Origin of the sequence: Caballeronia sp. LP006, from assembly GCF_031450995.1 — a bacterium.
Lineage (GTDB): Bacteria > Pseudomonadota > Gammaproteobacteria > Burkholderiales > Burkholderiaceae > Caballeronia.
In genome coordinates, this window is record NZ_JARTVW010000005.1 from 655,755 (window position 1) to 680,634 (window position 24,880).

The following is a 24,880-nucleotide window of genomic DNA, read 5'->3' on the forward strand; positions in this document are numbered from 1 at the left end:
TTACGAAGCACGCGCATGCCGCTCGCCGCAGACCACGCAATCGGCCTGGCGCGCGATCTTCATCGTGTTCCACTCCATGCGCAGTGAATCCAGCATCATCAGCCGGCCGGCGAGCGTTTCGCCGAAGCCGCCGATCACGCGTAGCGCCTCCGCCGCTTGCATTGCGCCAATGATGCCCACGGTCGGCGAGAACACGCCCATCGTCGAACACGCGACTTCCTCGAACGCCTGATCCGGCGGAAACACGCATGCATAACACGGCGATTGCTCCGAGCGGAAATCGAATGTGCTGATCTGCCCGTCGAAACGCAAGGCCGCGCCCGACACAAGCGGGACGCCATGCGCGACGCACGCGGCGTTGATTGCGTGACGCGTGGCGAAGTTGTCGCTGCAATCCAGCACGACCGACGCGCCCGGCACGTTGGCATCGAGCCAGGCCGCGTCGGCACGCGCGTTGACCGCTTCGATCTCGACATCCGGATTCAGCGCGTTGAGCGTCGCGCGCGCGGATTCCACTTTGGCCTCTCCGACCGAACGCGTTGCGTGCACGATCTGCCGTTGCAGATTCGTGAGGTCGACGGTATCGGCATCGACGAGGGTCAGCTTGCCGATTCCCGCTGCCGTGAGATACATCGCGGCAGGCGCGCCTAGGCCGCCCGCGCCGACGATGATCGCGTGAGCATCGAGAAAGCGCTGCTGCGCTTCGATGCCGATTTCATCGACGAGAATATGGCGGGAATAGCGGAGAAGTTGGTCGTCGTTCATCGAGCGGGCGCGTGGCAACGCGCTGTCTGTGCTGCGAAGGGAACGCCGTGGAAGCGGCGCGCTTGAGGCGGATATTCTAAGCGCGCGCGGGAGGAAAGGCTTCGCGGCGCGTGACCGCGAAGCCGTACTACTGATGTTGCCCTGCCTTTTACTTCGACTGAGCCGTGGGCGACGAAGCCGGTTCCGCGCCCGATGCCGGCGCCGAACCCGGCGTGGCCGGCAGTGCGGGCGCCGCAACCACCGGCGCCGAAGCCGAACGTCCGGGCTTGTTCTGCGCGAGCTTGCGTTCGCTGTACGACTTCGATTCGACGACCGTCTTGCCTTCCAGCTTGTTCAACGCCTGCGCAAGCATGAAGTCGTCCGAACTGCCGAACTCCACCGGCTTGCGTTCGCGATCCTTGCGACGCTGCTCCGGCGTTTTCTTGTCGTTCTGCTCTTCGAGAATGCGCAGTTGTTCCAGGCGGTCCTGCTCGCGCTGTTCGGATTCCTTCTTCTCGTTCGGGTCTTGCGTGTTGGCGAGGTGATTCGAATAATCGACTTCGCGCGTGACGAGCGCGTCGTCGGGGTCGCCATCCGCGTATTGATCCACCGGCACATCGGGGCGCACGCCCTGGTTCTGGATCGACTTGCCGCTCGGCGTGTAGTAGTACGCCGTTGTCAGACGCAGCGCGGTGTCCGCGGTCATCGGGCGAACCGTCTGCACCGAGCCCTTGCCGAAGGTCGTCTTACCGACGATCAGCGCGCGGTGATGATCCTGCAATGCGCCTGCCACGATTTCCGATGCCGACGCCGAGTAGGCGTTGGTCAGCACGACCATCGGCACCTTCTTGAAAATGTCCGGCACGCTCTTCAGCGGATCGGAATCGAAGGAGGGCAAACGATAGTTGTCGTAGGTGTCGCGGAAAGTCTGCTTCGCGTCCGCGATCTGGCCGTTGGTCGACACGACCACCGAGTTGTCCGGCAGGAATGCGCCCGCCACGCCGACCGCGCTCTGCAACAGACCGCCGCCGTTATTGCGCAGGTCGAGCACGAGGCCCTTCAGGTTCGGTTGTTGACGCGCGAGATCCTGCAGCTTGGCCGCGAGGTCCGGCACCGTGCGTTCCTGGAAGCTCGTGATGCGGATATAGCCATAGCCCGGCTCAGGCACCTTCATCTTGACCGACTGCACGCGGATGAGCGCACGCGTGACGGTGAGCGGGAACGTGCGGTCGTCGCTCTTGCGGAAGATGGTGAGCGTGACCTTGGTGCCCGGTTCGCCGCGCATTTGCTTGACGGCCTTGTCGAGCGTCATGCCGCGCACCGGCTTGTCGTTGATGCGCGTGATGAGGTCGCCCGGACGAATGCCGGCACGGAACGCAGGAGTGTCTTCGATAGGCGAGATGACCTTGATGAGACCGTCTTCCGAGGAAATCTCGATGCCGAGGCCCGCGAAACGGCCCTTGGTCTGTTCCTGAAGCTCTTCGTAATCGGTCTTGTCGAGATACGACGAGTGCGGATCGAGGCTCGACACCATGCCCTTGATGGCGGCGGTGAGGAGCTTCTTGTCATCGACGGGTTCGACGTATTCGTGCTTGATCTGCCCGAAGACTTCGGCGAAGAGCCGCAACTGATCGAGCGGCAGCGGCGATGAGGCCGCTTGCTGGGCGGACGCGGAAATCTGCAGAGTTGCAAGTGCGCCGGCAGCAACGCCCGCGGCTATGAGACCGAAGTTTTTCAGGTTCTTTCGCATAGAGGAGTGCGTTTGGAAAACGAATGGGCTGCATCGTGGGTGACGGGCCAGTATACCCGCTCACCTTCAATGACGACTTAAACGCAACTTAAATGCCCGGGCACGCAGCGCTTGAAACAGCGGGCCCTGCGACGAATGTGTCGGGCGCGACGGAAGACTGTCAGCGAGCGGACATGGGCGCGCGGACCACCGTGGTCCGCGCATGCAAAGCGCTTGTCGTGCTTATCCCGCCTTGCCCTGCTTGGCGACAGCCGCCTGCGCCGCCGCGATGGCGTCCGGATCGCCCAGGTAGTAATGCTGGATGGGCTTCAGGTTCTCGTCCAGTTCATATACGAGCGGGACGCCGTTCGGGATGTTCAGTCCGACGATGTTGTCGTCCGAAATATTGTCCAGATACTTCACGAGCGCACGGATGGAATTGCCATGCGCCGAGATCACGACCTGTTTGCCCGACTTGATGGCCGGCGCGATTGACTCGTTCCACATGGGCAGCACGCGCGCGACCGTGTCTTTCAGGCACTCGGTAAGCGGCAGTTGTTCACGCGGCACGCGGGCATAGCGCGGGTCGTTGAAGGAAGCGCGTTCGTCGTCCGGATTCAGCGCGGGCGGCGGCGTGTCGTAGCTGCGGCGCCAGACGAGCACCTGGTCATCACCGTACTTCTTCGCGGTCTCGGCCTTGTTCAGCCCGGCAAGCGCGCCATAGTGACGCTCGTTCAGACGCCACGAATGAACGACCGGAATGTACATCTGGTCCATTTCGTCCTGCACGTGCCAGAGCGTGCGGATGGCGCGCTTGAGCACGGAGGTATAAGCGATGTCGAAGGTATAGCCCGCTTCCTTCAGCAGCACGCCTGCCTGGCGTGCCTCGCGATTGCCCTGCTCGGTCAGGTCGACATCCACCCAGCCGGTGAAGCGGTTTTCCTTGTTCCACGTCGATTCGCCGTGGCGGATGAGCACTAGCTTGTACATGTTTGTAGGTCGGTCAGTTAGGAAGCGGTGCGCCGATCGCACCCCCGATATCCTGCCCACGCGCGCGGGGTGCCGCCATCGGCCGGATGGACAAGGCCATCGCGGTAGACGGTTATTTTATAATGTTCGGATTGCCCTCATTTCCCTTTCTTCCTTCATTACTACCTTTCGGCGGCCCTCGACGTGAAGTTTTTCACTGATTACACGAATCTCGCACTCATCGCGATTGCGCTCATCTCCGGCGCGCTGCTGCTTTGGCCTGTCCTCATGCGGCGCGGCCGTGGCGGCATTTCGGCCGCTGAAGCCGTCACGCTCATCAACCGGCGCAACGCGGTGGTTGTCGATTTGCGGCCCGCGTCCGAGTTCGCGCAGGGCCACTTGCCGTCGGCCCGCAATATCGAGCAGACGGAGCTCCAAGCAAAAATTGGCCAGATCGCCAAAAATAAAGGCAATCCGGTCGTGCTCGTGTGCCAGACCGGTCAACAATCGCAGCGTGCCAGCCGCGCCGTTTCGGAGGCTGGCTACGCTGAGGTCCATGTTTTGCAAGGCGGTGTGGATGCCTGGCAAAAGGCCGGAATGCCGGTCGTGAAACAAGGAGCAGTCAAGTGAACAAAGTCCTCATGTACAGCACCCAAGTGTGCCCGTATTGCCAGATGGCCGAACGTCTTTTAAAGTCCCGCGGGGTCGAAAACATCGAGAAGGTGCTGATCGACCGTGAGCCGGGCCGTCGCGAGGAAATGATGACGCGCACCGGCCGCCGGACCGTGCCGCAGGTTTATATCGGCGACACGCACGTCGGCGGATATGACGATCTTTCGGCGCTGGACCGCAAGGGCGGTCTCGTGCCGCTTCTCGAGTCGGCCTGACACCACCGCGCGCCGCTCGCGCATTGCGCCGGCGGCGAAGGCGCGCACGCCGAGAGACTGGCGCGCCGAACTTCGAATCATCTAGGAAACCATTATGTCCGACGAGAATAACCAACCGTTTTTCAACATCCAGCGCATTTATCTGAAGGATATGTCGCTCGAGCAGCCGAACTCGCCCGCCATCTTCCTCGAACAGGACATGCCCGCGGTTGAGGTCGAAGTCGATGTCAAGGCCGACCGTCTGGCTGAAAGTGTCTTCGAAGTGCTGGTAACAGGCACGGTTACGGCCAAAGTCACGGACAAGGTGGCATTCCTGATCGAAGCAAAGCAAGCAGGTATCTTCGACATTCGCAATATTCCGGCTGAACAGATCGACCCGCTCGTCGGCATTGCGTGCCCGACCATCCTGTTCCCGTATCTGCGCTCGAATATCGCCGATGCGATCACCCGCGCCGGTTTCCCGCCGATCCACCTCGCCGAAATCAACTTCCAGGCCTTGTACGAGCAGCGCCTGTCGCAACTTGCGGGCTCGCAGGAAGGCGCGGCGAACGGCGCGACGCACTGACGCTTAACGTATCAACCAGTCTGGTCTCACTCTGCCTAACCGGAGCCGAGCATGAAAGTAGCCGTCCTCGGCGCCGGCGCGTGGGGCACCGCATTAGCGGGCCACCTCGCGGCACGGCACGACACGTTGCTCTGGGCGCGCGATGGCGCGCTCATCGAATCGCTTACCCAAACGCATGAAAACGCGCGATATCTCGCGGGCGTAGGCCTGCCAGAAGCGCTGGCGTATTCCGCCGATTTCGACGCGGCCCTCGCACACGCCGCCGCTGACGACGCGTTGTGCGTCGTCGCGACGCCCGTCGCGGGCCTGCGCGCCATGTGCCGCTCGATGCGCCAGGCGGGCATCGTTCCCGCGCATATTCTCTGGCTATGCAAGGGCTTCGAAGCGGATACGCAGTGCCTTCCGAACGAGGTCGTCGCGGCCGAATTGCCTGACCATGTCAGTAACGGCACGCTGTCGGGTCCGAGTTTCGCGCGCGAAGTCGGGCGTGGTTTGCCAGTTGCGTTGACGGTCGCGAGCGCATCGGCGGCCTTGGGCACGCGCACGGTGACCGCGTTCCATCATGGCGCCATGCGCATCTATACCGGCGACGATATCGTCGGCGTCGAAGTGGGCGGCGCGGTGAAGAACGTGCTCGCCATCGCGACCGGCATCTCCGATGGCCTCGGCCTCGGCCTCAACGCGCGCGCGGCGCTCATCACGCGCGGTCTCGCGGAAATGTCGCGGCTCGGTGTCGCGTTGGGCGGGCGCGCGGAGACTTTCACCGGTCTCACGGGCCTCGGCGACCTGATTCTTACCGCAACCGGCGACCTTTCGCGCAACCGCACGGTCGGCGTGCAACTGGCGAGCGGCCGCACGCTCGACGAGATTCTCGCGGCGCTCGGGCATGTAGCTGAAGGCGTGCGCTGCGCGCGCGCGGTTCTTTCGCTTGCGCAGTCGCGTGGCATCGACATGCCTATTACACAGGCGGTATGCCGCGTACTTTTCGATAACGTCACGCCGCGCCACGCGGTGCAGGCGCTGCTCAGCCGGGACGCGAAGGCCGAGTAGCTTTTAGTCTGCGTCGCGACGCGGACCGAAGCGGTTCACGACGCTCACTCGCCGCCGTCGAATCCGGCCTGACGCCACGCCTCGAACGTGACGATTGCCACCGTGTTCGACAAATTCAGGCTGCGGTTGCCCCGACGCATGGGCAGGCGCACGCGTTGTTGCGTCGGAAAACCATCCAGCAAGTCGGCCGCGAGACCGCGTGTTTCCGCGCCGAACACAAACCAGTCGCCGGGCTGGAACGCGTGATCGAAAAAGGGCGTCGAGCCGCGCGTGGTAAAGGCAAACATGCGCGCCGGGTCGGGCGTTTCCTTTGCGAGGAAGGCGCTCCAGTTGGCGTGCACGTTCATCTCCGCGTACTCGTGATAATCGAGACCGGCGCGGCGCATTTTGGCGTCGTCGAGCGGAAAGCCGAGCGGCTCGATCAGATGCAAACGCGCGCCCGTGTTGGCGCACAGGCGGATCACATTGCCGGTGTTCGGCGGAATTTCGGGCTCGACGAGTACGACGTTGAACATGGATTGCAGTGGTGGATTGGTTAATCTTTGGGGGTGCGCAGCGCCACGAAATTGCTGACGCGCCGCGCGCCCGCCAGCTTCAATGTGCGCGCGAGGGCATCGAGCGTGGCGCCGGAGGTCATCACGTCATCGACCACGCCGACATGCTTGCCGCGCACGTCGCCCTTTACCTCGAACGCGGATGCAACGTTGCGGCGGCGCGTATCGAGATCGAGTTTGGATTGCTGCGCGGTGTCGATTCTTCGCACGACGAGCGCGGCGTCACCGTGAACGCGCATGCGACGCGCGAGCGGATGCGCAATCGCCCACGCCTGGTTGTAGCCGCGCGCGGCAAGGCGCTGGCGCGATAGCGGCACCGGCACGATCACGTCGGGTAAAGGCAGATCGCTGTCATCGAACAACGCAGCGAGATGCCGCGCGAAGGTCGCGCCTGTCGCCAGCCGCGCGCGAAACTTCAACTCGACGGCCAGTGTGTCGAGTGGCGCGCGATAGTCGGCAAGCGCGATCGTGTCATTGAACGCAGGCGGATTGTCGAGGCACGCCGCGCAGTGCATCCGCGTATCTTCGCGTTCTCTGTCCAGCGCAAACGCTGCCAGCGGAAGCGCGCAGGTCGCGCACCTCAGGCGCGACTCGTTCCAGTACTCGCCGTCACAATCGCTGCACACCACGTCTTGCGACAAATTGCCGCATAACGCGCATTGGCTGGGCAGCGCGGCATCGAGCAGCCGTTTCCCAAGTCCGCGCGCGGTTATCGCGACGCGTGCGGATGACGGGAAGAAATTGCTGAAGACATTCATGGCGGCGCGGACGAATGGTAGGCAACAGGCAACGAACTCGAACGAGCGCATGCACGTGCGGAGAAACAATCGGAACGGTTATGCCCCGTATCGGCCCTAAGCACGGGCTGATTTCAAGACGACCGAGTATACTTCGCACTCTTCGCGAATAGATCGTCATGTCCCAAACGCCCCCTCAAACTAGCCGACCGGCCTATGATTCGCGCCGTTTGCGCGCGATCTTCGACCGTCGCGCCGCGACTTTCGACGAAGTCGCGTTCCTGCCTCGCGAGATTGCCGGCCGGATGCGCGAGCGCCTCGAATACATCAAGGTCGCGCCGACGCGCGTGCTGGATGCGGCGTGCGGCATGGGCGCGGATCTGCCCGCGCTGCGCGAGCGCTTTGCGGAGGCATCGGTACTGGGTGTCGATATTTCTTCCGCGATGCTCGCGCGCGCCCGCGATGCGGAATCGGCGGAAGCCGAAAACGGCGCGGGCTGGCGGCGGTTCCTGCCGGCCACGCTCGCCAAGGCCTTCGGCGCGCGCGGACCGCAACTCGCGCAGGCGGATTTCTCCGAGCTGCCGTTCGCATCGGGCGCGTTCGAGATGCTCTGGTCGAACCTCGCGCTGCACTGGCACTCGCGGCCCGACCTCGTTTTCCCTGAGTGGCAACGCGTGCTGAAGGTCAACGGCCTTCTCATGTTCAGCACCTTCGGCCCAGACACGCTGCGTGAGCTCGCCGCGGCGTATCGCGAGGCCGAGCGCGCGCTGGGCTTGCCGCCGCAGCCGCATACGATCGATTTCGTCGACATGCACGACTTGGGCGACATGCTGGTGGAAAGCGGCTTCGAGATTCCCGTGATGGATCAGGAGGTGCTCACCATCACTTACCGTTCGCCGGAATCCTTGCTTGCCGATGTCACGCGCTGGGGTGCTTATCCGTTCGAACGAAGCGCGGCCGCAGACTCGCAAATCGACGCGAAAGCCAGACGCAGCGCGGTTCACAGCGCGCTCGAAGCCTTGCGTCGCGACGACGGAACGATCCCGCTCACGTTCGAAGTGATCTACGGTCACGCATGGAAAGCGGTGCCGCGCACGACCGCCGAAGGTCACGGAATCATTCGGCTAGAAGATATAGGACGAGGCCCAAAACGGAATCGGTGACGGGGTAAAGAGGGCGTCAGTTATGTCTGAAATTTGCGGGCAAAAGCAGCGCCAAAAGGTGCGTCAAAAGGGCGCAGAAGCTTGTGGCGCTTGGGTTTCAGAGGTTACGACCCTTGCTTGTGGATACTACCCGACGCGCCTATAATGCGTCAGTTTGTCGCCCGGGCTGTGACAAATTTGGGCGAAATCCGAGCAAAAGTATGTGATTGCATGCGGATGGGAAGGAGGCGGCGATGCAAGCAAGCCACGCGCTGACAGACGACGAGCCAGTCATCAAAGACTGGCTGATGAAACGGAACTGCTCCGCTTCGCCGCGTCAGTTCGTGGTCTTTTATCTGTCGCTGGCGCTGTTTTCCTTTCTCATCGCAACGCTCTTGTTTCTGAACGGCGCCTGGCTGGTGCTGCCGTTCACCGGGATCGAGCTGACCGTGGTCGGCGTCGCGTTTCTCATCTACGCGCGGCACGCAGTCGACTACGAACGAATCCGGTTGTTTGAAAACCGCTTGTTGATCGAGCAGATGAACGCCGAGGAACTGACGCAGTTCGAATTCAATCCGCGCTGGGTGCGGGTCGAAACGGGCGCGACGCCGAGAGAGCCGCTCACGATCGTGTCGCGCGGTCAATCGGTGAAAATCGGACAACACCTTGCACAGCATCGTCGCAAACAATTTGCTGCCGAGTTGCGAGCGTCGCTGAGACGCTCTGCTTAAGAGGCATGATGTGGCCTGACGGCTCGGCGCGATGCCCACGGGGGTCGAGGGTTTGAATGGAAATTTTGGGTAAGGATGCTATGAAAACAATCAAGCGAGCCCTCTCGGGCGTGCTGGCGGCAGGCGCACTGCTGAACGCCGGCGTAGCCCTGGCGGTCAACGACAGTCCTGGCGGCCCAGCTGTAAACGAGCTGAACTTTCAGCCGCCAGTGACGAAGATCGCCGAGGAGCTCTACGGCCTCCATACGTTCATGCTCATCATCTGTCTCGTCATTTTTCTTGGCGTGTTCGGGGTGATGTTCTATTCGCTCATTGCGCACCGCAAGTCCAAAGGCCACAAGCCCGCTAATTTCCACGAAAGCACCACGGTCGAAATCATCTGGACGATCGTGCCGTTCGTCATCGTCGTGTTGATGGCGCTGCCGGCCACCAAGGCCGTCGTCGCAATGAAGGACACCAGCAACGCCGACCTCACCGTCAAAGTCACCGGCTACCAATGGAAATGGGGCTACGACTACGTGAAGGGTCCGGGCGAGGGCATCAGCTTCCTCTCCACGCTCACCACGCCGCGTAGCGAAGTGAACGGCCAGAAGCCGATTTCCGAGCTGTACCTGCAGGAAGTGGACAATCCGCTCGTCGTGCCGGTCGACAAGAAAATTCGCATCATCACCACCGCGAACGACGTCGTTCACTCGTGGTACGTGCCGGCCTTCGGCGTGAAGCAGGACGCCATTCCCGGCTTCGTGCGCGACACCTGGTTCAAGGCCGAGAAAATCGGCACTTTCCGTGGCTTCTGTACCGAACTCTGCGGCAAGGAACACGCGTACATGCCGGTGGTCGTCGAAGTGCTTTCCGCCGACGACTACGCGAAGTGGGTCGACACGCAAAAGAAGAAACTGGCCGCATCCGCCGACGATCCCAACAAGACCTACACGATGGACGAGCTGAAGACGCGCGGCGCGGCAGTCTACGCGTCGAACTGCGCGGTTTGCCACCAGCCGACCGGCAAGGGCGGCGGTCCGTTCCCGGCGCTCGACGGCAGCAAGGTTGCCAACGGCCCGATCGCGGACCACGTGAGCATCGTGCTGCACGGCAAGGGCGCCATGCCGCCGTGGCAGAGTACGCTCAACGATGTCGAGATCGCATCGGTCATCACTTACGAGCGCAATACCTGGGGCAACCATACGGGCGACATTCTGCAGCCGAAGCAAGTTGCCGACGCGCGCAATGGCAAGATGCCCGAAGGCGGCGGTCAAAAGACAGCGGCTGCGGCAACGCCCGAAGCCGCAAGCGCGGCGCCGGCTGCGGCGGCGTCCGGTGCCGAGGCAACGGCGAGCGCCAATCTGCCCGCGAGCATCTATTTCGAAACGGGCAAGAGCACGCTGCCCGCGGAAGCCAACGACGCGGTTCAGGCCGCAGCGGCCTATGCCAAGGCGCATCCCGAAGCGAAGCTCGCTATATCCGGCTTCACGGATGCCTCCGGCGGCGCAGACCTGAACGCGGAACTCGCCAAGCAACGCGCGCAAGCCGTGCGCGACGCGTTGAAGGCAGCAGGTGTATCGGAAGATCGTATCGTGTTGAAAAAGCCCGAGTCCGTCACGGGCGGCACGGATGCGAAGGAAGCCCGTCGCGTAGAAATCAGTCCGGCTGCTTGACCTGACGAGCGCACCTTTCCCTCATCGCAACACTGCGAGCCACGGAAAGGTCCGCTTCATAGCCAAGTGCCCCGAGTATTTGCTTTAGGAGATGATTGTCATGTCTAGCATCGGACACGATGTAGCCGCGGGTCACGACCACGCGCACGACGACCATGCGCACGAGTTGCCGCATGGCTGGCGCCGGTGGCTTTTCGCCACCAACCACAAGGACATCGGGACGCTGTACCTGTTGTTCTCCTTCATCATGTTCCTCTCCGGAGGCGTGATGGCGCTTGGCATTCGTGCCGAGCTGTTCGAGCCGGGACTGCAGATCATGCGTCCCGAGTTCTTCAACCAGTTGACCACCATGCACGGCCTCATCATGGTGTTCGGCGCGATCATGCCGGCATTCGTCGGCTTCGCGAACTGGATGGTGCCGCTGCAGATCGGCGCGTCGGACATGGCGTTCGCGCGCATGAACAACTTCAGCTTCTGGCTCCTGCCGGTCGCCGCGGTTCTGCTGGTCGGCTCGTTCTTCGTGCCGGGCGGCGCGACCGCAGCGGGCTGGACGCTTTACGCGCCGCTTTCCACGCAGATGGGCCCGGGCATGGACTTCGCCATTTTCGCGGTCCACATCATGGGTGCGTCGTCGATCATGGGCGGCATCAACATCGTCGTGACGATCCTGAACATGCGCGCGCCCGGCATGACGCTCATGAAGATGCCGATGTTCGCGTGGACGTGGCTCATCACCGCGTACCTGCTGATCGCCGTGATGCCGGTTCTGGCAGGCGCCATCACCATGGTGCTGTTCGACCGTCACTTCGGCACGTCGTTCTTCAATGCAGCGGGCGGCGGCGATCCGGTCATGTACCAGCATATCTTCTGGTTCTTCGGACACCCCGAGGTCTACATCATGATCTTGCCGGCGTTCGGGATCGTCTCGCAGGTGATTCCGGCGTTTTCGCGCAAGCCGCTTTTCGGCTATAGCTCGATGGTGTACGCCACTTCGTCGATCGCGATTCTCTCGTTCATGGTCTGGGCGCACCACATGTTCGCCACGGGCATGCCGGTGACGGGCCAGCTGTTCTTCATGTACGCGACCATGCTGATCGCCGTTCCGACGGGCGTGAAGGTGTTCAACTGGGTCGCCACGATGTGGCGCGGCGCGCTGACCTTCGAGACGCCGATGCTCTTTGCAATCGGCTTCCTGTTCGTGTTCACGATGGGCGGCTTCACGGGCCTGATCCTCTCCATGGCCCCGCTCGACATCCAGATGCACGGCACTTACTACGTGGTGGCGCACTTCCACTACGTGCTGGTGGCGGGTTCGCTCTTCGCGCTGTTCGCGGGCTGGTACTACTGGGCGCCTAAGTGGACTGGCTGGATGTATAACGAGATGCGCGGCAAGATCCACTTCTGGGCGTCGCTGATCTTCTTCAACATCACCTTCTTCCCGATGCACTTCCTGGGTCTCGCGGGCATGCCGCGTCGCTATGCGGATTACCCGGCGCAGTTCACGGACTTCAACCAGGTTGCGACCATCGGTGCGTTCGGATTCGGTCTCGCGCAGGTGTACTTCCTGTTCGCGGTGGCGCTGCCGACGTATCGCGGCGGTGGTGAGCTGGAAAAGGCAGGCGACAAGCCGTGGGATGGCGCGGAAGGACTGGAATGGACCGTGCCGAGCCCGGCGCCGTTCCATACCTTCGAGCAACCGCCGACGGTCGAATAATAGTCTGGTTTCGAAGGCTGCAAGGCTTCGCTCCGAAGCCTTGCAGTCACAAAGATCAAAGGAAGCATGGCCCCGAATCCACAAAAAAGACGTTCGCCCGAAGAAATCCGCGCGGGCAACAAGCGGCTCGGTTTGATCATGATGTTGATTGCCGCCGTCTTCTTTCTGGGTATCGTCGTCAGGCAATACCTGTTGTCGCGAGGGTAGGAAAGCCAAGTGTCCACTCAGGATGATTCTCAAGTCGACCGGTCGTTCAATCGGTCGATGCTGGTGAAGCTCTTCGTCGTGGCCGCGATGATGTTCGGCTTCGGCTTCGCCCTGGTGCCGATGTATAAGGCAATCTGCCAGATCACCGGCATCAACAATCTCGTGCAGCGCGATGCGAGCGCGCGCGAGGCGAAGAACACGCAGGTCGACGCGAGCCGTACGATTTCCATCGAGTTCGATGCGAACGCGCGCGGTCCGCTGCAGTTCAAGCCGGAGCAGAACAGTCTCGACATTCACCCCGGCGAAGTGATGACGGTGATGTACCAGGTGACCAACGAGCAAGGCCGCACCGTGAAGGCGCAAGCCATTCCGAGCTATGCGCCGAAGCAGGCCACCGAGTACTTCAAGAAGATCGAATGCTTCTGCTTCACGCAGCAGACGCTCGGGCCCAACGAGACGAAGCGCATGCCGGTGGTGTTCGTCGTGGACCCGAAGCTGCCGAAGGACGTCAAGACGATCACGCTGTCGTACACGTTCTTCGAACTCGACACACCGAAACCCGCGGCCAAGGGAACGTGATGATCATGAACCCAGAAGCACGAAATGGACGCAATGGACGTGACGGACGCAATGGCGGCGGTTTCCTGAAGCTCGTGAAGGCGGTGTTCTGGTCGTTCTTCGGCGTGCGCCGCCGGGCGGATCTGGAAAACGACGCGGCGCAGTTGAAGCCGCTGCATCTGATCGCGGCGGGGGTGATCGGCGCGGTGGTGTTCATCGTCGTGTTGCTGCTGGTGGTGCGCGCGGTAGTCGGATAGACAAAACGTCGGGCGAGCGGTCGAACGCGCGGCGATACAAGAAAACTCAAGCAACTGGATCGAAGTGGAGAATCAAATGAGCGGTCAAAACGAGAGCCCGTACTATTTCGTGCCGCATCCGTCACGCCATCCGATCATGGCTGCGTGCGGTTTGCTGGTGATGCTGTCCTCGTTGGCGGCGTGGGTGAACGGTCATTCGTGGGCGCCTGCCACCACGTTCGTCGGCCTGCTGTTTCTGCTGTTCGTTCTGTGGCACTGGTTCGGCGACGCCATCTCCGAATCCGAAGGCGGCATGTACGGCAAGAACGTCGACGTGTCGTATCGCTGGAGCATGAGCTGGTTCATCTTCTCCGAAGTCATGTTCTTCGCGGCGTTTTTCGGCGCGCTGTTCTACGCGCGCGCCATTGCCATGCACGAACTCGGCAGCCTCGATTACAAGCTGATCTGGCCGGACTTCACCGCCGTGTGGCCGAACAACGGCCCCGCCGCGCTGGTGCCGCATTTCCGTTCGATGGTGCCGTGGCCGCTGCCGACCATCAACACGGCGCTCTTGCTTTCCTCGGGCGCGACGCTCACGGTGGCTCACCATGCGCTGCGTGAAGATCATCGCCGAAAGGCCATCATCTGGCTGGCCGCGACAGTCGCGCTGGGCGTGATCTTCCTGTTCTGTCAGGGCTACGAGTACTTCCACGCCTACAACGAACTGAACCTGACGCTTTCGTCGGGTGTGTACGGCTCGACGTTTTTCCTGCTCACCGGCTTCCACGGTTTTCACGTGTTCCTTGGCGGCACCATGCTCGCGGTCGTATGCGTGCGCCTGATTCGCGGCCACTTCACGGCGGAACACCACTTCGCCTTCGAGGGCGCCGCGTGGTACTGGCACTTCGTCGACGTCGTGTGGCTCGGGCTGTACGTCGTCGTCTACTGGCTGTAAGCGTTTGCTTCGAGCGAGGACGCGCCAATTCGGCGCGCACGCAGTCACGCAAGACATGCCACGCCGCCCTCGACCTTCGCGGGCGGCGTTTTGTTTTGGGAAGTGAGTGAATGCGCGCGATTGTGTCGCGCCGCGACAATCGGTCCCGCGTGGGAAACCTTCGAGACGCGTTATCGTCCGAGCGGAATACCGGCCGATTGAATCCAGCCCATCCAGTGCGCAAACAGGATGAACAGGAAGAGCGAAATGGACAGCCCGACGCGCGTGGCGAGCGACCACACCATGCGCTTCGTCTGACCTTTATCGGTCATCATGAAGTACAGGGCCGAGCCCAGGCTGCCAATGATGAGGATGAATGCAATAGCAACGATGATGTGCATGAAACCAGCCTGCAATAGTTGCATCGACCGCTCGCGAAACGCCGTGAGCAATATGAAAACGAGTCATCTCATTATCGCACTCGATGAATCGGTGCGTGCGGCGTCGGTTCCGGAGCGTGCGGCATGAAAATCCGCCTCTGGCCCACGGTGCTGATACTGATCGTCGTCGCAATCACTCTGCGGCTCGGCTTCTGGCAGCGCGACCGCGCGCATCAGAAGGAAGCGCTGAACGCGCAGATCGTCGCGTTCGAAAATGCGCCCGCACGACGCGTGAGCGTCGATCCGTTGCCGCTCAAGTCGATCGAATTCCATCGCGTCGAGGCGCGCGGCGAGTTCATGCCGGAGCGCGTCGTCTATTTGGACAATCGTCCGTATAACGACCAGCCGGGCTTTTATGTCGTGATGCCGCTTAAACTCGAGGGCGGCGGCTACGTGCTCGTGAATCGCGGATGGCTGCCGCGCAACATGGCGGACCGTACGGGCATCGAGCCCTATGAGACGCCGAAAGGCATCGTGGACGTGAAGGGCATCGCGCGCTCGAATGCATCGGAGGCGTTCGAGCTCGGCAGCGGCGGCTCCGCTGCGCGTCAGCAGATCCGGCAAAACCTGAACGTCGCCTCGTATGCGGCGGAAACCGGGCTCGCGTTTCAGCCGTTCGTGATCCAACAGACGAGCGCCACCGCCGACAAGCTCGTGCGCGACTGGCCGGCGGCCTCGCTTGGCGTCGATCGCAACTACGGCTACATGTTCCAGTGGTGGGGCATGGCGGCAGCGGCCATCGCCTTCGGCTTGTATGCCGCACGGCGCGCCGCGAGGAAAGACAGCGACCCGGCCGCCGCCGACGAAGCCGCCGACGACGAGGCCGCGAAAGAAGCATGAACCCATGATGCCGCGTCCAATGGAAGTGGCATCGACCGAATAGAGAATCCATGCAAGCTCAACGCACCACTACAACCCGACCGCCCGCGAAAAAAGGCTCCTGGATCAGCGGCCGGTGGATGCTGGTACTGCTCGCGCTGGTCTGCGCGGCGCCGGTGATCGCCTCGTATCTGATGTACTACGTCGTCAAGCCCGCGGGCGGCACGACGAGCTACGGCACGTTGATCGAACCGCAACGGCCGATTCCGGAACAGATCGTCGTCACCGATGAAAAAGGTCAGCCGGTGCCACTCAAGTCGCTCGAAGGCAAGTGGCTGATGATCACCGTCAACGGCAGCGATTGCGACGAAGTCTGCGTGAAGCGCCTTTATTTCATGCGCCAGGTGCGCGCGCTACAGTCGGGCGAGCGCGAGCGCGTGCTGAACGTCTGGCTGCGCACGGACGACAAGCCCGTCGCGAATGTCATCAAGACCGCGTATCCGCAACCGGACACACGCATGCTCGTGACGCACGAACAAGCCCTCTCGGGTTGGCTGCCGGTGGACGCCGGCACGAAGCTTTCGGATCACATTTATCTCGTCGATCCGAACGGCAACCTGATGATGCGCTTCCCAAAAGACCCCGATCCCAAGAAGATCAACACGGACGTGGCGAAGCTATTGAAGTGGTCGCGCATCGGCTGATACGCCGAGACGCCACGACCAAAACGAAGGTGAAAGTATGTTTGTATTAGAACTCGGTCTGATCGGCCTATGCATTGCGCTGCTGCCGCTCTCGTTCGTCTGGGTCAAGGCCGATGACAACAAGTTCAGGAAGCTCGTCTGGCTAACCACTTTTCTGACGCTCGATCTGATCATGTTCGGCGGCTTCACGCGCCTGACCGATTCCGGCCTTGGCTGTCCCGACTGGCCGGGCTGTTATGGCACGGCGTCGCCGTTCATCGCGCACGCGCAGATCGCGGCCGCGCATCAGGCCATGCCCACCGGTCCGGTCAGCCCGATGAAGGCGTGGATCGAGATGCTGCATCGCTACTTTGCGATGGCGATCGGCGTGCTGATCATCGCGCAGGTCGTCATTGCGTGGACCGCGCGCATCAGACGAAAGGCGCTGCATGTTTCGCCGTGGTGGCCGACGGGCATCCTCGCGCTCATTCTGCTGCAAGGCGCTTTTGGCGCGTGGACCGTCACGCTCAAGTTGCAGCCGGTCATCGTCACGACGCATCTATTGCTCGGGCTTGCGTTGCTGGCCGCGCTCGGCTGGCTCGCCGCGCGGCAAACGCCGATTCCCTCGCTCGACCCGGCCGCCGCGCGATGGATGCCGGCCGCGATCGTCGGCATCGTGTTGCTCGTCGTGCAGATTGCGCTGGGTGGCTGGGTCAGTACGAACTACGCGGTGCTCGCCTGCACGGACTTTCCGCTCTGCAATGGCCAATGGATTCCGCCGATGAACTTCGAACACGGTTTCCACTTGTGGCGCGCGCTCGGCATGACCGGCGACGGCGACGTCATCTCGCAGGACGCGTTGGTGGCAATCCATTGGACGCATCGCACGTTTGCGATAGTGGTCGTGCTTTATCTGCTCTGGCTCGCCGCGATGCTGCGCCGTTTCGAGTCCCTACGCACGCCCGCTACCGCCGTGCTCGTCGTCATCCTGATTCAATTTTTCACAGGTTTGTCCAATATCGTGTTGCAGTGGCCGCTGCCTATCGCAGTGGCGCACAATGGCGGGGCTGCCATCCTGTTGCTACTACTCGTTATGCTAAACTTTCGAATCTCTTCCAGCCGTCCCGGCCGCGCCGCGGTTCCCGCGCGCGACGTCGTTTCAGCGTGACTCCACATCATGGATAGCACGACACTTCACTCCCCGCTTGGCAGCCGCGTATCGCAATACATTGCGCTGACCAAGCCGCGCGTCACGCAGCTTGCCGTGTTCTGCGCCGTCATCGGCATGTTCCTCGCCACGCCCGGCATGGTGCCGTGGACCGTTTTGATTGGTGGCGCGGTCGGCATCTGGCTGCTGGCGGGCGCTGCATTCGCCATCAACTGCCTCGTCGAACAGAAGATCGATGCCAAGATGCGTCGCACCGCGTGGCGTCCTTCGGCGCGCGGGCAAATCACGAGCGCGCAGATTCTCACGTTCTCGGCGGTGCTCGGCGGTATCGGCATGTGGACGCTTTATACGTTCACCAATCCGCTCACGATGTGGCTGACGGTTGCCACGTTCGTGGGATACGCCGTCATCTACACGTTGCTGCTCAAGCCTTATACGCCGCAGAACATCGTCATTGGTGGCGCTTCGGGTGCCATGCCGCCGGCGCTCGGTTGGGCGGCCGTTACGGGTGCGGTTCCCGGCGACGCGTGGATTCTCGTGCTCATCATCTTCGTCTGGACGCCGCCGCATTTCTGGGCGCTCGCGCTGTATCGCAAGAAGGATTACGAAAACGCCGGTCTGCCCATGCTGCCTATTACGCATGGCGAGCAGTACACGCGTCTGCATATCTTCCTGTACACGGTCATCCTGTTCGCGGTCACGCTGATGCCGTTCATCTCGGGCATGAGCGGCGTGATCTATCTGGCGAGCGCGGTTGCGCTGGGCGCGGTGTTTCTCGGTTACGCGTGGAAGATTTATCGCGATTACTCGGACGCGCTGGCGCGCAAGACCTTCCGTTATTCGATCGTGTATCTGTCGCTCTTGTTCGGCGCGCTTCTGGTCGATCATTACGTTCGCACGGTGATCGGTGCATGAGGGCTTTCTTTCGCAAGATCCTCGCTCCGCTTTTGCTCGCGCTGGCGAGCATGGCGTTGCTCTCTGCATGCGAGAAGGCGCCCGATTTCAAGAACCTCGACATCACGGGCAACAAGCAGTTTGGCAGCGACTTCTCGTTGCCCGACACCAGCGGCAAGACGCGCACGCTCGGTGACTTCAAAGGCAAGGCCGTGGTTCTGTTTTTCGGCTATACGCATTGCCCGGATGTCTGCCCGACCACGCTCGCCGAACTCTCGCAAGCATTGCAGCAACTCGGCGGTAAAGCGAAGGACGTGCAGGTGCTCATGGTCACGGTCGATCCCGCGCGCGACACGCCCGATCTTCTCGGTCAATACGTGACGGCGTTCAACCCGGCGTATGTCGGCTTGCGGCCGGCAAACGACGCCGAGCTTGCCAAAATCGCGAAGGATTTCCGCGTGTACTACGCGAAGTCCAACGGCAAGACGGCGGACGACTACACGATGGATCACACCGCCGCGAGCTACGTGTTCGACAAGGACGGCAAACTGCGTCTTTTCGCGCGCGACGGTCAGGGCGTCGAGGCGTGGGTGCATGACTTGAAGCTGCTGATCGACTGAGATCGGCGCATCGTTGGTTTGGAGAAAGCGGCCTGCGGGCCGCTTTCTTCATTCCGCGGCAGGCTCCGGCAACTTCAGTCCGGGCGCAAGACGTGTCGCCTTGAACTCGGTGACATCGTAGTGAGCCAAGTTCTGCTGCGCGAACGGATCTTCCGCGATGATCGCGTCGAGCCGCTCACGCTCGATAGCCGACGCCAGAATGATGCCGCCTTCGCGCGGCACTTTCGGACCCGCGATCACGAAGACACCAGCGGCGAAGTAGCGCTGCAGATACTCGCGATGGGCTTCGAGCGCATCGTCGATCTCCGCAAGAGCGCCGGTATAACGCAGATTGATCATGTACATGATGGTGTCTCAGAAATCGGTCTGTAGCGATTCTAGACGTCAAAGCGCGAGCCGGATATCGACATGAACATTCTGTCTTTTCCGTCGCACCAAAGCCGTGCGAACATTCGTTTCCCGGTTGGCATCGACCGAGGGCGATGAATCCATCGCGGGCACTCAAGCGGCAATTTTGCAGCAACCTCGCATTGAACCAGGAACACCATGCAGCGCAGAAATTTGCTTAAAGCTCTTACCGTCGTCGCGGCGTCTGCCGCTTATCTCATTAGCGTCACCGCGCATGCCGATGACAAGGTCATCAAGGTCGGCACCATCAGCGGACCCGACGCGCAAATCTGGCAAGTCGTGCAGAAGGTCGCGAAGCGAGAAGGCCTCAACGTCAAGGTGATCGAGTTCAACGATTACGTTCAGCCGAACGCCGCACTCGATGCTGGCGACCTCGACGCCAACAGCTTCCAGCATCAGCCGTATCTCGACAGTCAGGTGAAGCAGCGCGGCTATAAGATCGTGAATGCGGGACTGACCTATATCTCGCCGCTTGGCGTGTATTCGAAGAAGCTGAAGTCGCTGAAGGATCTGCCGCAAGGCGCGAAGGTCGCGGTGCCGAACGATCCGTCGAACGAAAACCGAGCGCTACTTTTGCTGCAAGCGCAGGGCGTGATCAAGCTCAAGGCCGGCGCTGGCGTGAACGGAAACAGCGCGACGCCGCTAGATGTCGCCGAGAACCCGAAGAAAGTCAAGCTACTCGAACTCGACGCCGCGCAACTGCCGCGCACGCTCGCAGACGTCGATGCCGCCGCCATTAATACGAACTTCGCGCTGGCGGCGGGCTTGCAGCCGACCAAGGACGCTATCGCGCTAGAGGACGTGCACAGCCCTTACGCGAACTTGATTGCCGTGCGCGCCAAGGACAAAGACCAGCCGTGGGTGAAGAAGCTGGTCGCGGCGTATCAGTCCGAAGACGTGCGCCAGTTCATGAAGAGCGAGTTCAAAGGCTCGGTTGTACCTTCGTTCTGATCGAGAACGCACGGTTTGCCAACGGCGTCCCTTGGGACGCCGTTTTGCTGTCCGACGCCTTTGGGACCGAGGGCTAAGTCAGCACTCGGTCCACGCAAACATCTCGAAGCATTACCACGCCGATCACGTGCGTATCGCCTTCTTTCACATGGCGCGACGTGACTGAATGCTCGCTGCCGTCTCTCTTCATCTGAAGCGACACGACGAGCGAGCGAAATCAGCACTCAGTCCGCATAAACACGCCGAAGCTCGCGATGCCAGATCACACCCGAATCGCCATCCTGCTTCGCCGTGAAGCCAGTGCGTTTGAATAGCGCGCACAGGTCCTCATGCACCATTGGCATCCGGCAGATCACGTTATCGTAGCCCGCGCCATGCGCGAAGTTCGTACAGGCGGATACGAGTTGCACGCCCAAGCCCCGCCGACGCGCGCCCGGTTCGACGAACAACAACTCGATGCGCGCCTCTTTCTCCGACTGCGCGCTTAAGAGCGCCGCGCCGACGCGCGCGGCGCCTTCACGTTCCGCCACCCAGCAAGCGATGCGTGGCGTTCCACTCTGCACGGCGCCGAGAAAACGCGCGACGACTTTCGCCGAATAGGCTTCGTTGGAATGGGCCGCACGGTCGGATGATTCCAGATGCGCGTGACGCTCGACGATCCAGCCGAAGTCGCCACGGCGAGGGCTGCGCAAACGCGTGTTGTGGCCTTCGCCATGATGAGGACTGAGCAGCCGCTCGATGTCGATCATTGCATTGGATAACTGCTCGATCTCGCCGGCTGTGAGCCGACTGAGCAGAGTGGCCGCTTCGGCCGAGACATGCAGGTCGATCTCGTCGACCTTGGCTCGCGCGTCCGCTGTAATGGTGAGCAAATGCGCGCGGCCGTCGGATTCGTTCCTGCCGCGCACAATAAGCCCGAGCTTCTGGAAGTTGGTGAGCAGCCTGCTCAGGTAGCCTGTGTCCAGGCCCAGATTGCGCGATAAGTCGGCTGCGGTGCGTGCGCGATCGTGCGCAAGTTCGTGGAGGATGCGCACCTCCGTTAGGGAAAAGTGGCTTTTGTGAAGCCGCTCGTGCAAGGCGCCCGCATGGCGAGCGAAGAAGCGATTAAAGCGTCTGACGACGTCTACCGCTCGACTCGGATCTGAAGAGCCCATCGACTTTTATCTCTCTCAATAATCAGTTTTATTATTTAATTAGTTGCGATTCCGAACCAATTGCACCATTGTGCCAAAGAAAGAACGATCGTGCTATTGCCAATTGGCCTGATTTTAAGCGCCCGTCGATATGTAGACCATTTTGTAGTTTTGGGCTTGACATGAGGGTAAATCCCGATGGCTGTCGTCTCCAAGTTGTTCAAGTTATTGTTGTTATAAATCATTGATTTTGCGATGTTATTGCCTGTTGGCATCAAGTGACGCAGAAGGTTTGACTGGTATTATGTTGGTTATATAATGGGCTCCAATTCGAGCCCTGCAGAGACCTCCATGAATGGACGCTTGCGGGAGTTAGCGCCCGACGCGTCGAGTCCCACGCCGCTGTATCTGCAGCTCGCCACGCGTCTTGCTGCAGCTATTCAGCGCGGCGCCTGGAATGCAGGTGAGGCGTTGCCAGCCGAGCGCATGTTGTCGGAAGCGGTCGGGGTTTCGCGTATCACCGCGCGCAAGGCGTTGGCTTTGCTAGTCGAGCGCGGGCTCATTCGGCGAGTACGCGGCGCAGGCAGTTTCATCACGCCGCGCACGCAGGATCCACTGTCGGTGCTGACGGGCTTCACGAAGAAGATGGAACAGCGCGGTTTCGCACCTGACTCGGTGTGGCTCCAGCGCGACGTGCGCGTAGCGAGTCGCGATGAAACCGTCCGTCTCGGGCTCGCGCCGGGCGCATCGGTCGCGAGTCTCGGCAGACTTCGCCGCGCGAACGGCATCGTCATGGCGGTCGAACATTCGGCGTTACCGGTGTCCGTCGTTCCGGAGCCGTTCGAGATCGGCGCGTCGCTGTATTGCTATCTCGAAGCGCGCGGGCAGTCGGTGGTGCGCGCGTTGCAGCACTTTCGCGCGGTCAACGCCGGAGCCGAGATTGCGCGGCTGATGGGCATTGCGCCACGCGCGGCGCTGCTCGTGATCACCCGTATCGGCTACTCGGCGGAGCAGCGCGCCATCGAACTGACGGACACGTATTGCCGCGACGACTACTACGACTTCGTCGCGGAATTGCATCGATAAAAAGCGGGAAAGCAGAAGCAGCAAGATCAGAACGAGAGGACCCGAAAGCCGCCACCGCACGTTCGCCGGTCACACGGGGCCAGCGAACAGGCCTGCTCGCAGCAAGGCGCGGATGGCACTGAACCTCATCATGCATAGCGCACTTCCAGAGAACTTCATGCTGAAAGGAAACATACTCACGACCGATGGCTGGATCAACGGTTCGCTTCGCTTCGAAAACGGTCGGGTGACGGCGCTGGAAGGTCATATCGCCGATCCCTCCACGAACGACGCGCCGTATATCCTGCCCGGCTTCATCGACCTGCACGTGCATGGCGGCGGCGGGCGCGACATCATGGAAGGCGGCGACGCAGCCGATACCGTCGCGCGGCAACACGCTCAACACGGCACCACGGGCCTGCTCGCCACCACGATGACCGCGCCGCGCGACGAACTCCTGCAAGTTCTCGCGGGCTTGGGCGAGCAGGCGAAGCGCCGTGCCGCAAGCGGCGCGCGCGTGCTCGGCGTGCATCTCGAAGGGCCGTATATCAATCCCGGCAAGCTCGGCGCGCAGCCGGACGCCGCGGCCGTCGCGGTGCGCGATGAAGTGCTCGAATATCTGTCGCTCGCGCCCATTCGCGTCGTGACCATCGCGCCGGAAATCTCCGGGCATCTAGAGATCATTTCCGAACTCGCCTCGCGCGGCGTGCGCGTGCAGCTCGGTCATTCGCTCGGCACTTACGATGACGCCGTCAATGCGCTCAAGCACGGCGCGCGCGGTTTCACGCATCTCTTCAACGCGATGTCGCCGCTGCATCATCGCGATCCGGGCATGGTCGGCGCCGCGCTCGCGCACGCCGAGTACGCGGAACTGATCCCGGATTTGCTGCACGTTCATCCGGGCGCGATTCGCGCCGCGATGCGCGCAATTCCGCGCCTTTACATCGTTACCGACAGCACCTCGGCGGCCGGCATGCCGGACGGCGAATACCGCCTTGGCAGCCAGCACGTCACCAAGTGCATGGGCGGCGTGCGTCTCGCGGACGGCACGCTCGCCGGCAGCACGCTGACCATGGATCAGGCGCTGCGCAATCTCGTCTCGCTGGGCATTCCGCTCGCGGACGTCTCGAACCGTTTGTCACGCTTTCCCGCCGATTACCTCGGACTCGAAGATCGCGGCCGCATCGCGCGTGGCGCATGGGCCGATCTCGTCGTGCTCGACCGGGAACTCGCGCTGAGCGCCACGTATGTCGAAGGAGAATCAATTGTCGAATATGCTTAACGAGGCCCTGGAGTCCGCCGACGTCGTCGCGGCCCAGCTCGCCGATACCTCGCGCATCGAAGCGCTCGCGGTCAAGCTCGCCGAGCAGCCGCGCCATGTCGCGCTCACCGTTGCGCGCGGCAGTTCGGACCACGCCGCCAGTTATTTCGCAAGCCTGACGATGAGCCGCATCGGCGTGCCGGTTGCTTCGCTGCCCATGTCCGTGGCGACGCTTCAACAAGCACCGCTGCGCGTGTCGGGCCAGCTCGCGGTCGCGTTCTCGCAGTCGGGCAAGAGCCCCGATCTCGTCGGCACGATGCAGGCGTTGCGCGATGCGGGCGCGTTCACCGTTGCTGCCGTCAATGTCGCGAACTCCCCGCTGGAAAAGGCGTGCGAGTGGTACCTGCCGCTTTTCGCCGGGCCGGAATTGTCGGTGGCGGCGACCAAGAGCTATATCGCCATGCTGTCGCTCTCGGCCATCGTCGTCGCGCATGTTCAACGCGATACCGAACTGCTCGACGCGCTCGAGTCGTTGCCGGACGCCTTGCGCGCGGCGGGCAAGCTCGACTGGACGCGTGCCGTGAACGAACTCACGAACGTCGATCGCATGATCGTGATCGGCCGTGGTCTCGGTCTCGCTATCGCGCAGGAAGCGGCGCTCAAGCTCAAGGAAACCTCCGGCATTCAGGCGGAAGCGTTCTCCAGCGCCGAAGTGCGTCATGGTCCGATGGAGATCATCGACAAGGACTATCCGCTGCTCGTGTTCGCCCCGCGCGGGCCGGAGCAGGCAGGCTTGATTCAACTGGCGGCCGACATGCGCGCACGCGGCGCACGCGTGCTGCTCGCGGCGCCTGCCGACGTGCCCGGCGCGGAATTGCCGCTCGTCGCCACTAATCACCCGGCGCTCGATCCGATCGCCGCAATCCTTTCGTTCTATGTGATGGCCGCGGGTCTGGCCGCCGCGCGCGGGCGCAATCCCGACGCGCCGCGCCACCTGAACAAGGTCACCGAAACCCACTAAGCGAG

General features: G+C 62.0%; 29 protein-coding genes. 21 read left to right on the top strand and 8 right to left on the bottom strand.

Features of this window, described 5'->3' with window-relative positions:
• The 3 genes from P9250_RS19790 to gpmA all read right to left on the bottom strand — a co-directional run bounded on the left by P9250_RS19790 (window position 1) and on the right by gpmA (window position 3,463).
• A complete protein-coding gene (locus P9250_RS19790; RefSeq protein WP_244826868.1) occupies window positions 1–765 on the bottom strand; it encodes a molybdopterin-synthase adenylyltransferase MoeB in 765 nt (254 codons plus the stop codon).
• A gap of 148 nt (window positions 766–913) precedes the next feature.
• The gene (locus P9250_RS19795; protein ID WP_244826869.1) at window positions 914–2,494 is read right to left on the bottom strand and encodes a S41 family peptidase; all 1,581 of its coding nucleotides are present in this window, start codon (window positions 2,492–2,494) and stop codon (window positions 914–916) included.
• A 222-nt stretch (window positions 2,495–2,716) separates the two neighbouring features.
• Window positions 2,717–3,463 (bottom strand): 2,3-diphosphoglycerate-dependent phosphoglycerate mutase, encoded by a 747-nt coding sequence (gene gpmA, locus P9250_RS19800; RefSeq protein WP_310394733.1) that lies wholly within the window; start codon window positions 3,461–3,463, stop codon window positions 2,717–2,719.
• A 183-nt stretch (window positions 3,464–3,646) separates the two neighbouring features.
• Between gpmA and P9250_RS19805 the strand changes: the two genes are divergently transcribed.
• The 4 genes from P9250_RS19805 (at window position 3,647) to P9250_RS19820 (ending at window position 5,944) form a co-directional block, all read left to right on the top strand.
• On the top strand, window positions 3,647–4,072 hold the full coding sequence (locus tag P9250_RS19805; RefSeq protein WP_244826871.1) for a rhodanese-like domain-containing protein: 426 nt from the start codon (window positions 3,647–3,649) through the stop codon (window positions 4,070–4,072).
• Window positions 4,069–4,329 (top strand): glutaredoxin 3, encoded by a 261-nt coding sequence (gene grxC / locus P9250_RS19810; RefSeq protein ID WP_244826872.1) that lies wholly within the window; start codon window positions 4,069–4,071, stop codon window positions 4,327–4,329. Before P9250_RS19805 ends, grxC begins: the two co-directional genes overlap by 4 nt.
• A 94-nt stretch (window positions 4,330–4,423) precedes the next feature.
• Window positions 4,424–4,894, top strand: coding sequence for a protein-export chaperone SecB (secB, locus tag P9250_RS19815; protein WP_244826873.1), 471 nt, complete (start codon window positions 4,424–4,426; stop codon window positions 4,892–4,894).
• Window positions 4,895–4,945: 51 nt separating this feature from the next.
• A complete protein-coding gene (locus P9250_RS19820; RefSeq protein ID WP_310394735.1) occupies window positions 4,946–5,944 on the top strand; it encodes an NAD(P)H-dependent glycerol-3-phosphate dehydrogenase in 999 nt (332 codons plus the stop codon).
• Window positions 5,945–5,988: 44 nt separating this feature from the next.
• Here the strand turns inward: P9250_RS19820 and trmL are convergent, their stop codons facing one another.
• Complete coding sequence (gene trmL / locus P9250_RS19825; protein ID WP_310394737.1) at window positions 5,989–6,459, bottom strand: tRNA (uridine(34)/cytosine(34)/5-carboxymethylaminomethyluridine(34)-2'-O)-methyltransferase TrmL; 471 nt, start codon at window positions 6,457–6,459, stop codon at window positions 5,989–5,991.
• 20 nt (window positions 6,460–6,479) lie between these two features.
• A complete protein-coding gene (locus P9250_RS19830; RefSeq protein ID WP_310394739.1) occupies window positions 6,480–7,256 on the bottom strand; it encodes a ComF family protein in 777 nt (258 codons plus the stop codon).
• 158 nt (window positions 7,257–7,414) lie between these two features.
• Here P9250_RS19830 and P9250_RS19835 point away from each other — a divergent pair, with 158 nt between their 5' ends.
• The 8 genes from P9250_RS19835 to P9250_RS19870 all read left to right on the top strand — a co-directional run bounded on the left by P9250_RS19835 (window position 7,415) and on the right by P9250_RS19870 (window position 14,433).
• On the top strand, window positions 7,415–8,398 hold the full coding sequence (locus P9250_RS19835) for a methyltransferase domain-containing protein (protein WP_310394740.1): 984 nt from the start codon (window positions 7,415–7,417) through the stop codon (window positions 8,396–8,398).
• Window positions 8,399–8,631: 233 nt separating this feature from the next.
• Entirely contained in the window at window positions 8,632–9,108 is a 477-nt protein-coding gene (locus P9250_RS19840; protein WP_244827953.1) for a DUF2244 domain-containing protein, read from the top strand.
• Between the two features lie 56 nt (window positions 9,109–9,164).
• The gene (coxB, locus tag P9250_RS19845) at window positions 9,165–10,763 is read left to right on the top strand and encodes a cytochrome c oxidase subunit II (RefSeq protein ID WP_244826877.1); all 1,599 of its coding nucleotides are present in this window, start codon (window positions 9,165–9,167) and stop codon (window positions 10,761–10,763) included.
• A 100-nt stretch (window positions 10,764–10,863) separates the two neighbouring features.
• On the top strand, window positions 10,864–12,477 hold the full coding sequence (gene ctaD / locus P9250_RS19850) for a cytochrome c oxidase subunit I (protein WP_244826878.1): 1,614 nt from the start codon (window positions 10,864–10,866) through the stop codon (window positions 12,475–12,477).
• A 66-nt stretch (window positions 12,478–12,543) separates the two neighbouring features.
• A complete protein-coding gene (locus tag P9250_RS19855; RefSeq protein ID WP_244826879.1) occupies window positions 12,544–12,684 on the top strand; it encodes a cytochrome oxidase small assembly protein in 141 nt (46 codons plus the stop codon).
• 9 nt (window positions 12,685–12,693) lie between these two features.
• Window positions 12,694–13,263 carry a cytochrome c oxidase assembly protein gene (locus P9250_RS19860; RefSeq protein ID WP_244826880.1) on the top strand — a complete coding sequence of 190 codons (570 nt, stop codon included), beginning with the start codon at window positions 12,694–12,696 and terminating at the stop codon, window positions 13,261–13,263.
• A gap of 5 nt (window positions 13,264–13,268) precedes the next feature.
• Entirely contained in the window at window positions 13,269–13,499 is a 231-nt protein-coding gene (locus P9250_RS19865; RefSeq protein WP_244826881.1) for a DUF2970 domain-containing protein, read from the top strand.
• A gap of 76 nt (window positions 13,500–13,575) precedes the next feature.
• Window positions 13,576–14,433 (top strand): cytochrome c oxidase subunit 3, encoded by an 858-nt coding sequence (locus P9250_RS19870; protein WP_244826882.1) that lies wholly within the window; start codon window positions 13,576–13,578, stop codon window positions 14,431–14,433.
• A gap of 170 nt (window positions 14,434–14,603) precedes the next feature.
• Here P9250_RS19870 and P9250_RS19875 read toward each other — a convergent pair whose 3' ends face one another.
• Window positions 14,604–14,813, bottom strand: coding sequence for a twin transmembrane helix small protein (locus P9250_RS19875; RefSeq protein ID WP_310394744.1), 210 nt, complete (start codon window positions 14,811–14,813; stop codon window positions 14,604–14,606).
• 123 nt (window positions 14,814–14,936) lie between these two features.
• Between P9250_RS19875 and P9250_RS19880 the strand changes: the two genes are divergently transcribed.
• From P9250_RS19880 to P9250_RS19900, 5 genes are read left to right on the top strand one after another with little or no spacing between them, the layout of a single operon-like run.
• The gene (locus P9250_RS19880) at window positions 14,937–15,692 is read left to right on the top strand and encodes an SURF1 family protein (RefSeq protein WP_310394746.1); all 756 of its coding nucleotides are present in this window, start codon (window positions 14,937–14,939) and stop codon (window positions 15,690–15,692) included.
• A gap of 50 nt (window positions 15,693–15,742) precedes the next feature.
• Entirely contained in the window at window positions 15,743–16,375 is a 633-nt protein-coding gene (locus tag P9250_RS19885; RefSeq protein WP_310394748.1) for a cytochrome C oxidase subunit I, read from the top strand.
• Between the two features lie 37 nt (window positions 16,376–16,412).
• Entirely contained in the window at window positions 16,413–17,522 is a 1,110-nt protein-coding gene (locus P9250_RS19890) for a COX15/CtaA family protein (RefSeq protein WP_310394750.1), read from the top strand.
• A gap of 9 nt (window positions 17,523–17,531) precedes the next feature.
• On the top strand, window positions 17,532–18,437 hold the full coding sequence (gene cyoE, locus P9250_RS19895; protein WP_244826887.1) for a heme o synthase: 906 nt from the start codon (window positions 17,532–17,534) through the stop codon (window positions 18,435–18,437).
• Window positions 18,434–19,036 (top strand): SCO family protein, encoded by a 603-nt coding sequence (locus tag P9250_RS19900; protein ID WP_310394752.1) that lies wholly within the window; start codon window positions 18,434–18,436, stop codon window positions 19,034–19,036. The genes cyoE and P9250_RS19900 overlap by 4 nt, the downstream gene beginning before the upstream one ends.
• Window positions 19,037–19,084: 48 nt before the next feature.
• Here the strand turns inward: P9250_RS19900 and P9250_RS19905 are convergent, their stop codons facing one another.
• A complete protein-coding gene (locus P9250_RS19905; RefSeq protein WP_244826889.1) occupies window positions 19,085–19,381 on the bottom strand; it encodes a YciI family protein in 297 nt (98 codons plus the stop codon).
• Between the two features lie 201 nt (window positions 19,382–19,582).
• On the opposite strand from P9250_RS19905, the gene P9250_RS19910 reads away from it, so the two are divergent.
• Window positions 19,583–20,395, top strand: coding sequence for a MetQ/NlpA family ABC transporter substrate-binding protein (locus P9250_RS19910; RefSeq protein WP_250462812.1), 813 nt, complete (start codon window positions 19,583–19,585; stop codon window positions 20,393–20,395).
• Window positions 20,396–20,619: 224 nt separating this feature from the next.
• Here the strand turns inward: P9250_RS19910 and P9250_RS19915 are convergent, their stop codons facing one another.
• On the bottom strand, window positions 20,620–21,549 hold the full coding sequence (locus P9250_RS19915) for a bifunctional helix-turn-helix transcriptional regulator/GNAT family N-acetyltransferase (RefSeq protein WP_284502947.1): 930 nt from the start codon (window positions 21,547–21,549) through the stop codon (window positions 20,620–20,622).
• Window positions 21,550–21,879: 330 nt separating this feature from the next.
• Here P9250_RS19915 and P9250_RS19920 point away from each other — a divergent pair, with 330 nt between their 5' ends.
• From P9250_RS19920 to P9250_RS19930, 3 genes are all read left to right on the top strand, one after another.
• Window positions 21,880–22,614, top strand: coding sequence for a GntR family transcriptional regulator (locus P9250_RS19920; protein ID WP_250462817.1), 735 nt, complete (start codon window positions 21,880–21,882; stop codon window positions 22,612–22,614).
• A 157-nt stretch (window positions 22,615–22,771) separates the two neighbouring features.
• Window positions 22,772–23,875, top strand: a complete 1,104-nt coding sequence (nagA, locus tag P9250_RS19925) for an N-acetylglucosamine-6-phosphate deacetylase (RefSeq protein WP_310394755.1) — start codon at window positions 22,772–22,774, stop codon at window positions 23,873–23,875.
• The gene (locus P9250_RS19930; protein ID WP_244827954.1) at window positions 23,868–24,875 is read left to right on the top strand and encodes an SIS domain-containing protein; all 1,008 of its coding nucleotides are present in this window, start codon (window positions 23,868–23,870) and stop codon (window positions 24,873–24,875) included. Before nagA ends, P9250_RS19930 begins: the two co-directional genes overlap by 8 nt.
• Window positions 24,876–24,880 lie beyond the last annotated feature (5 nt).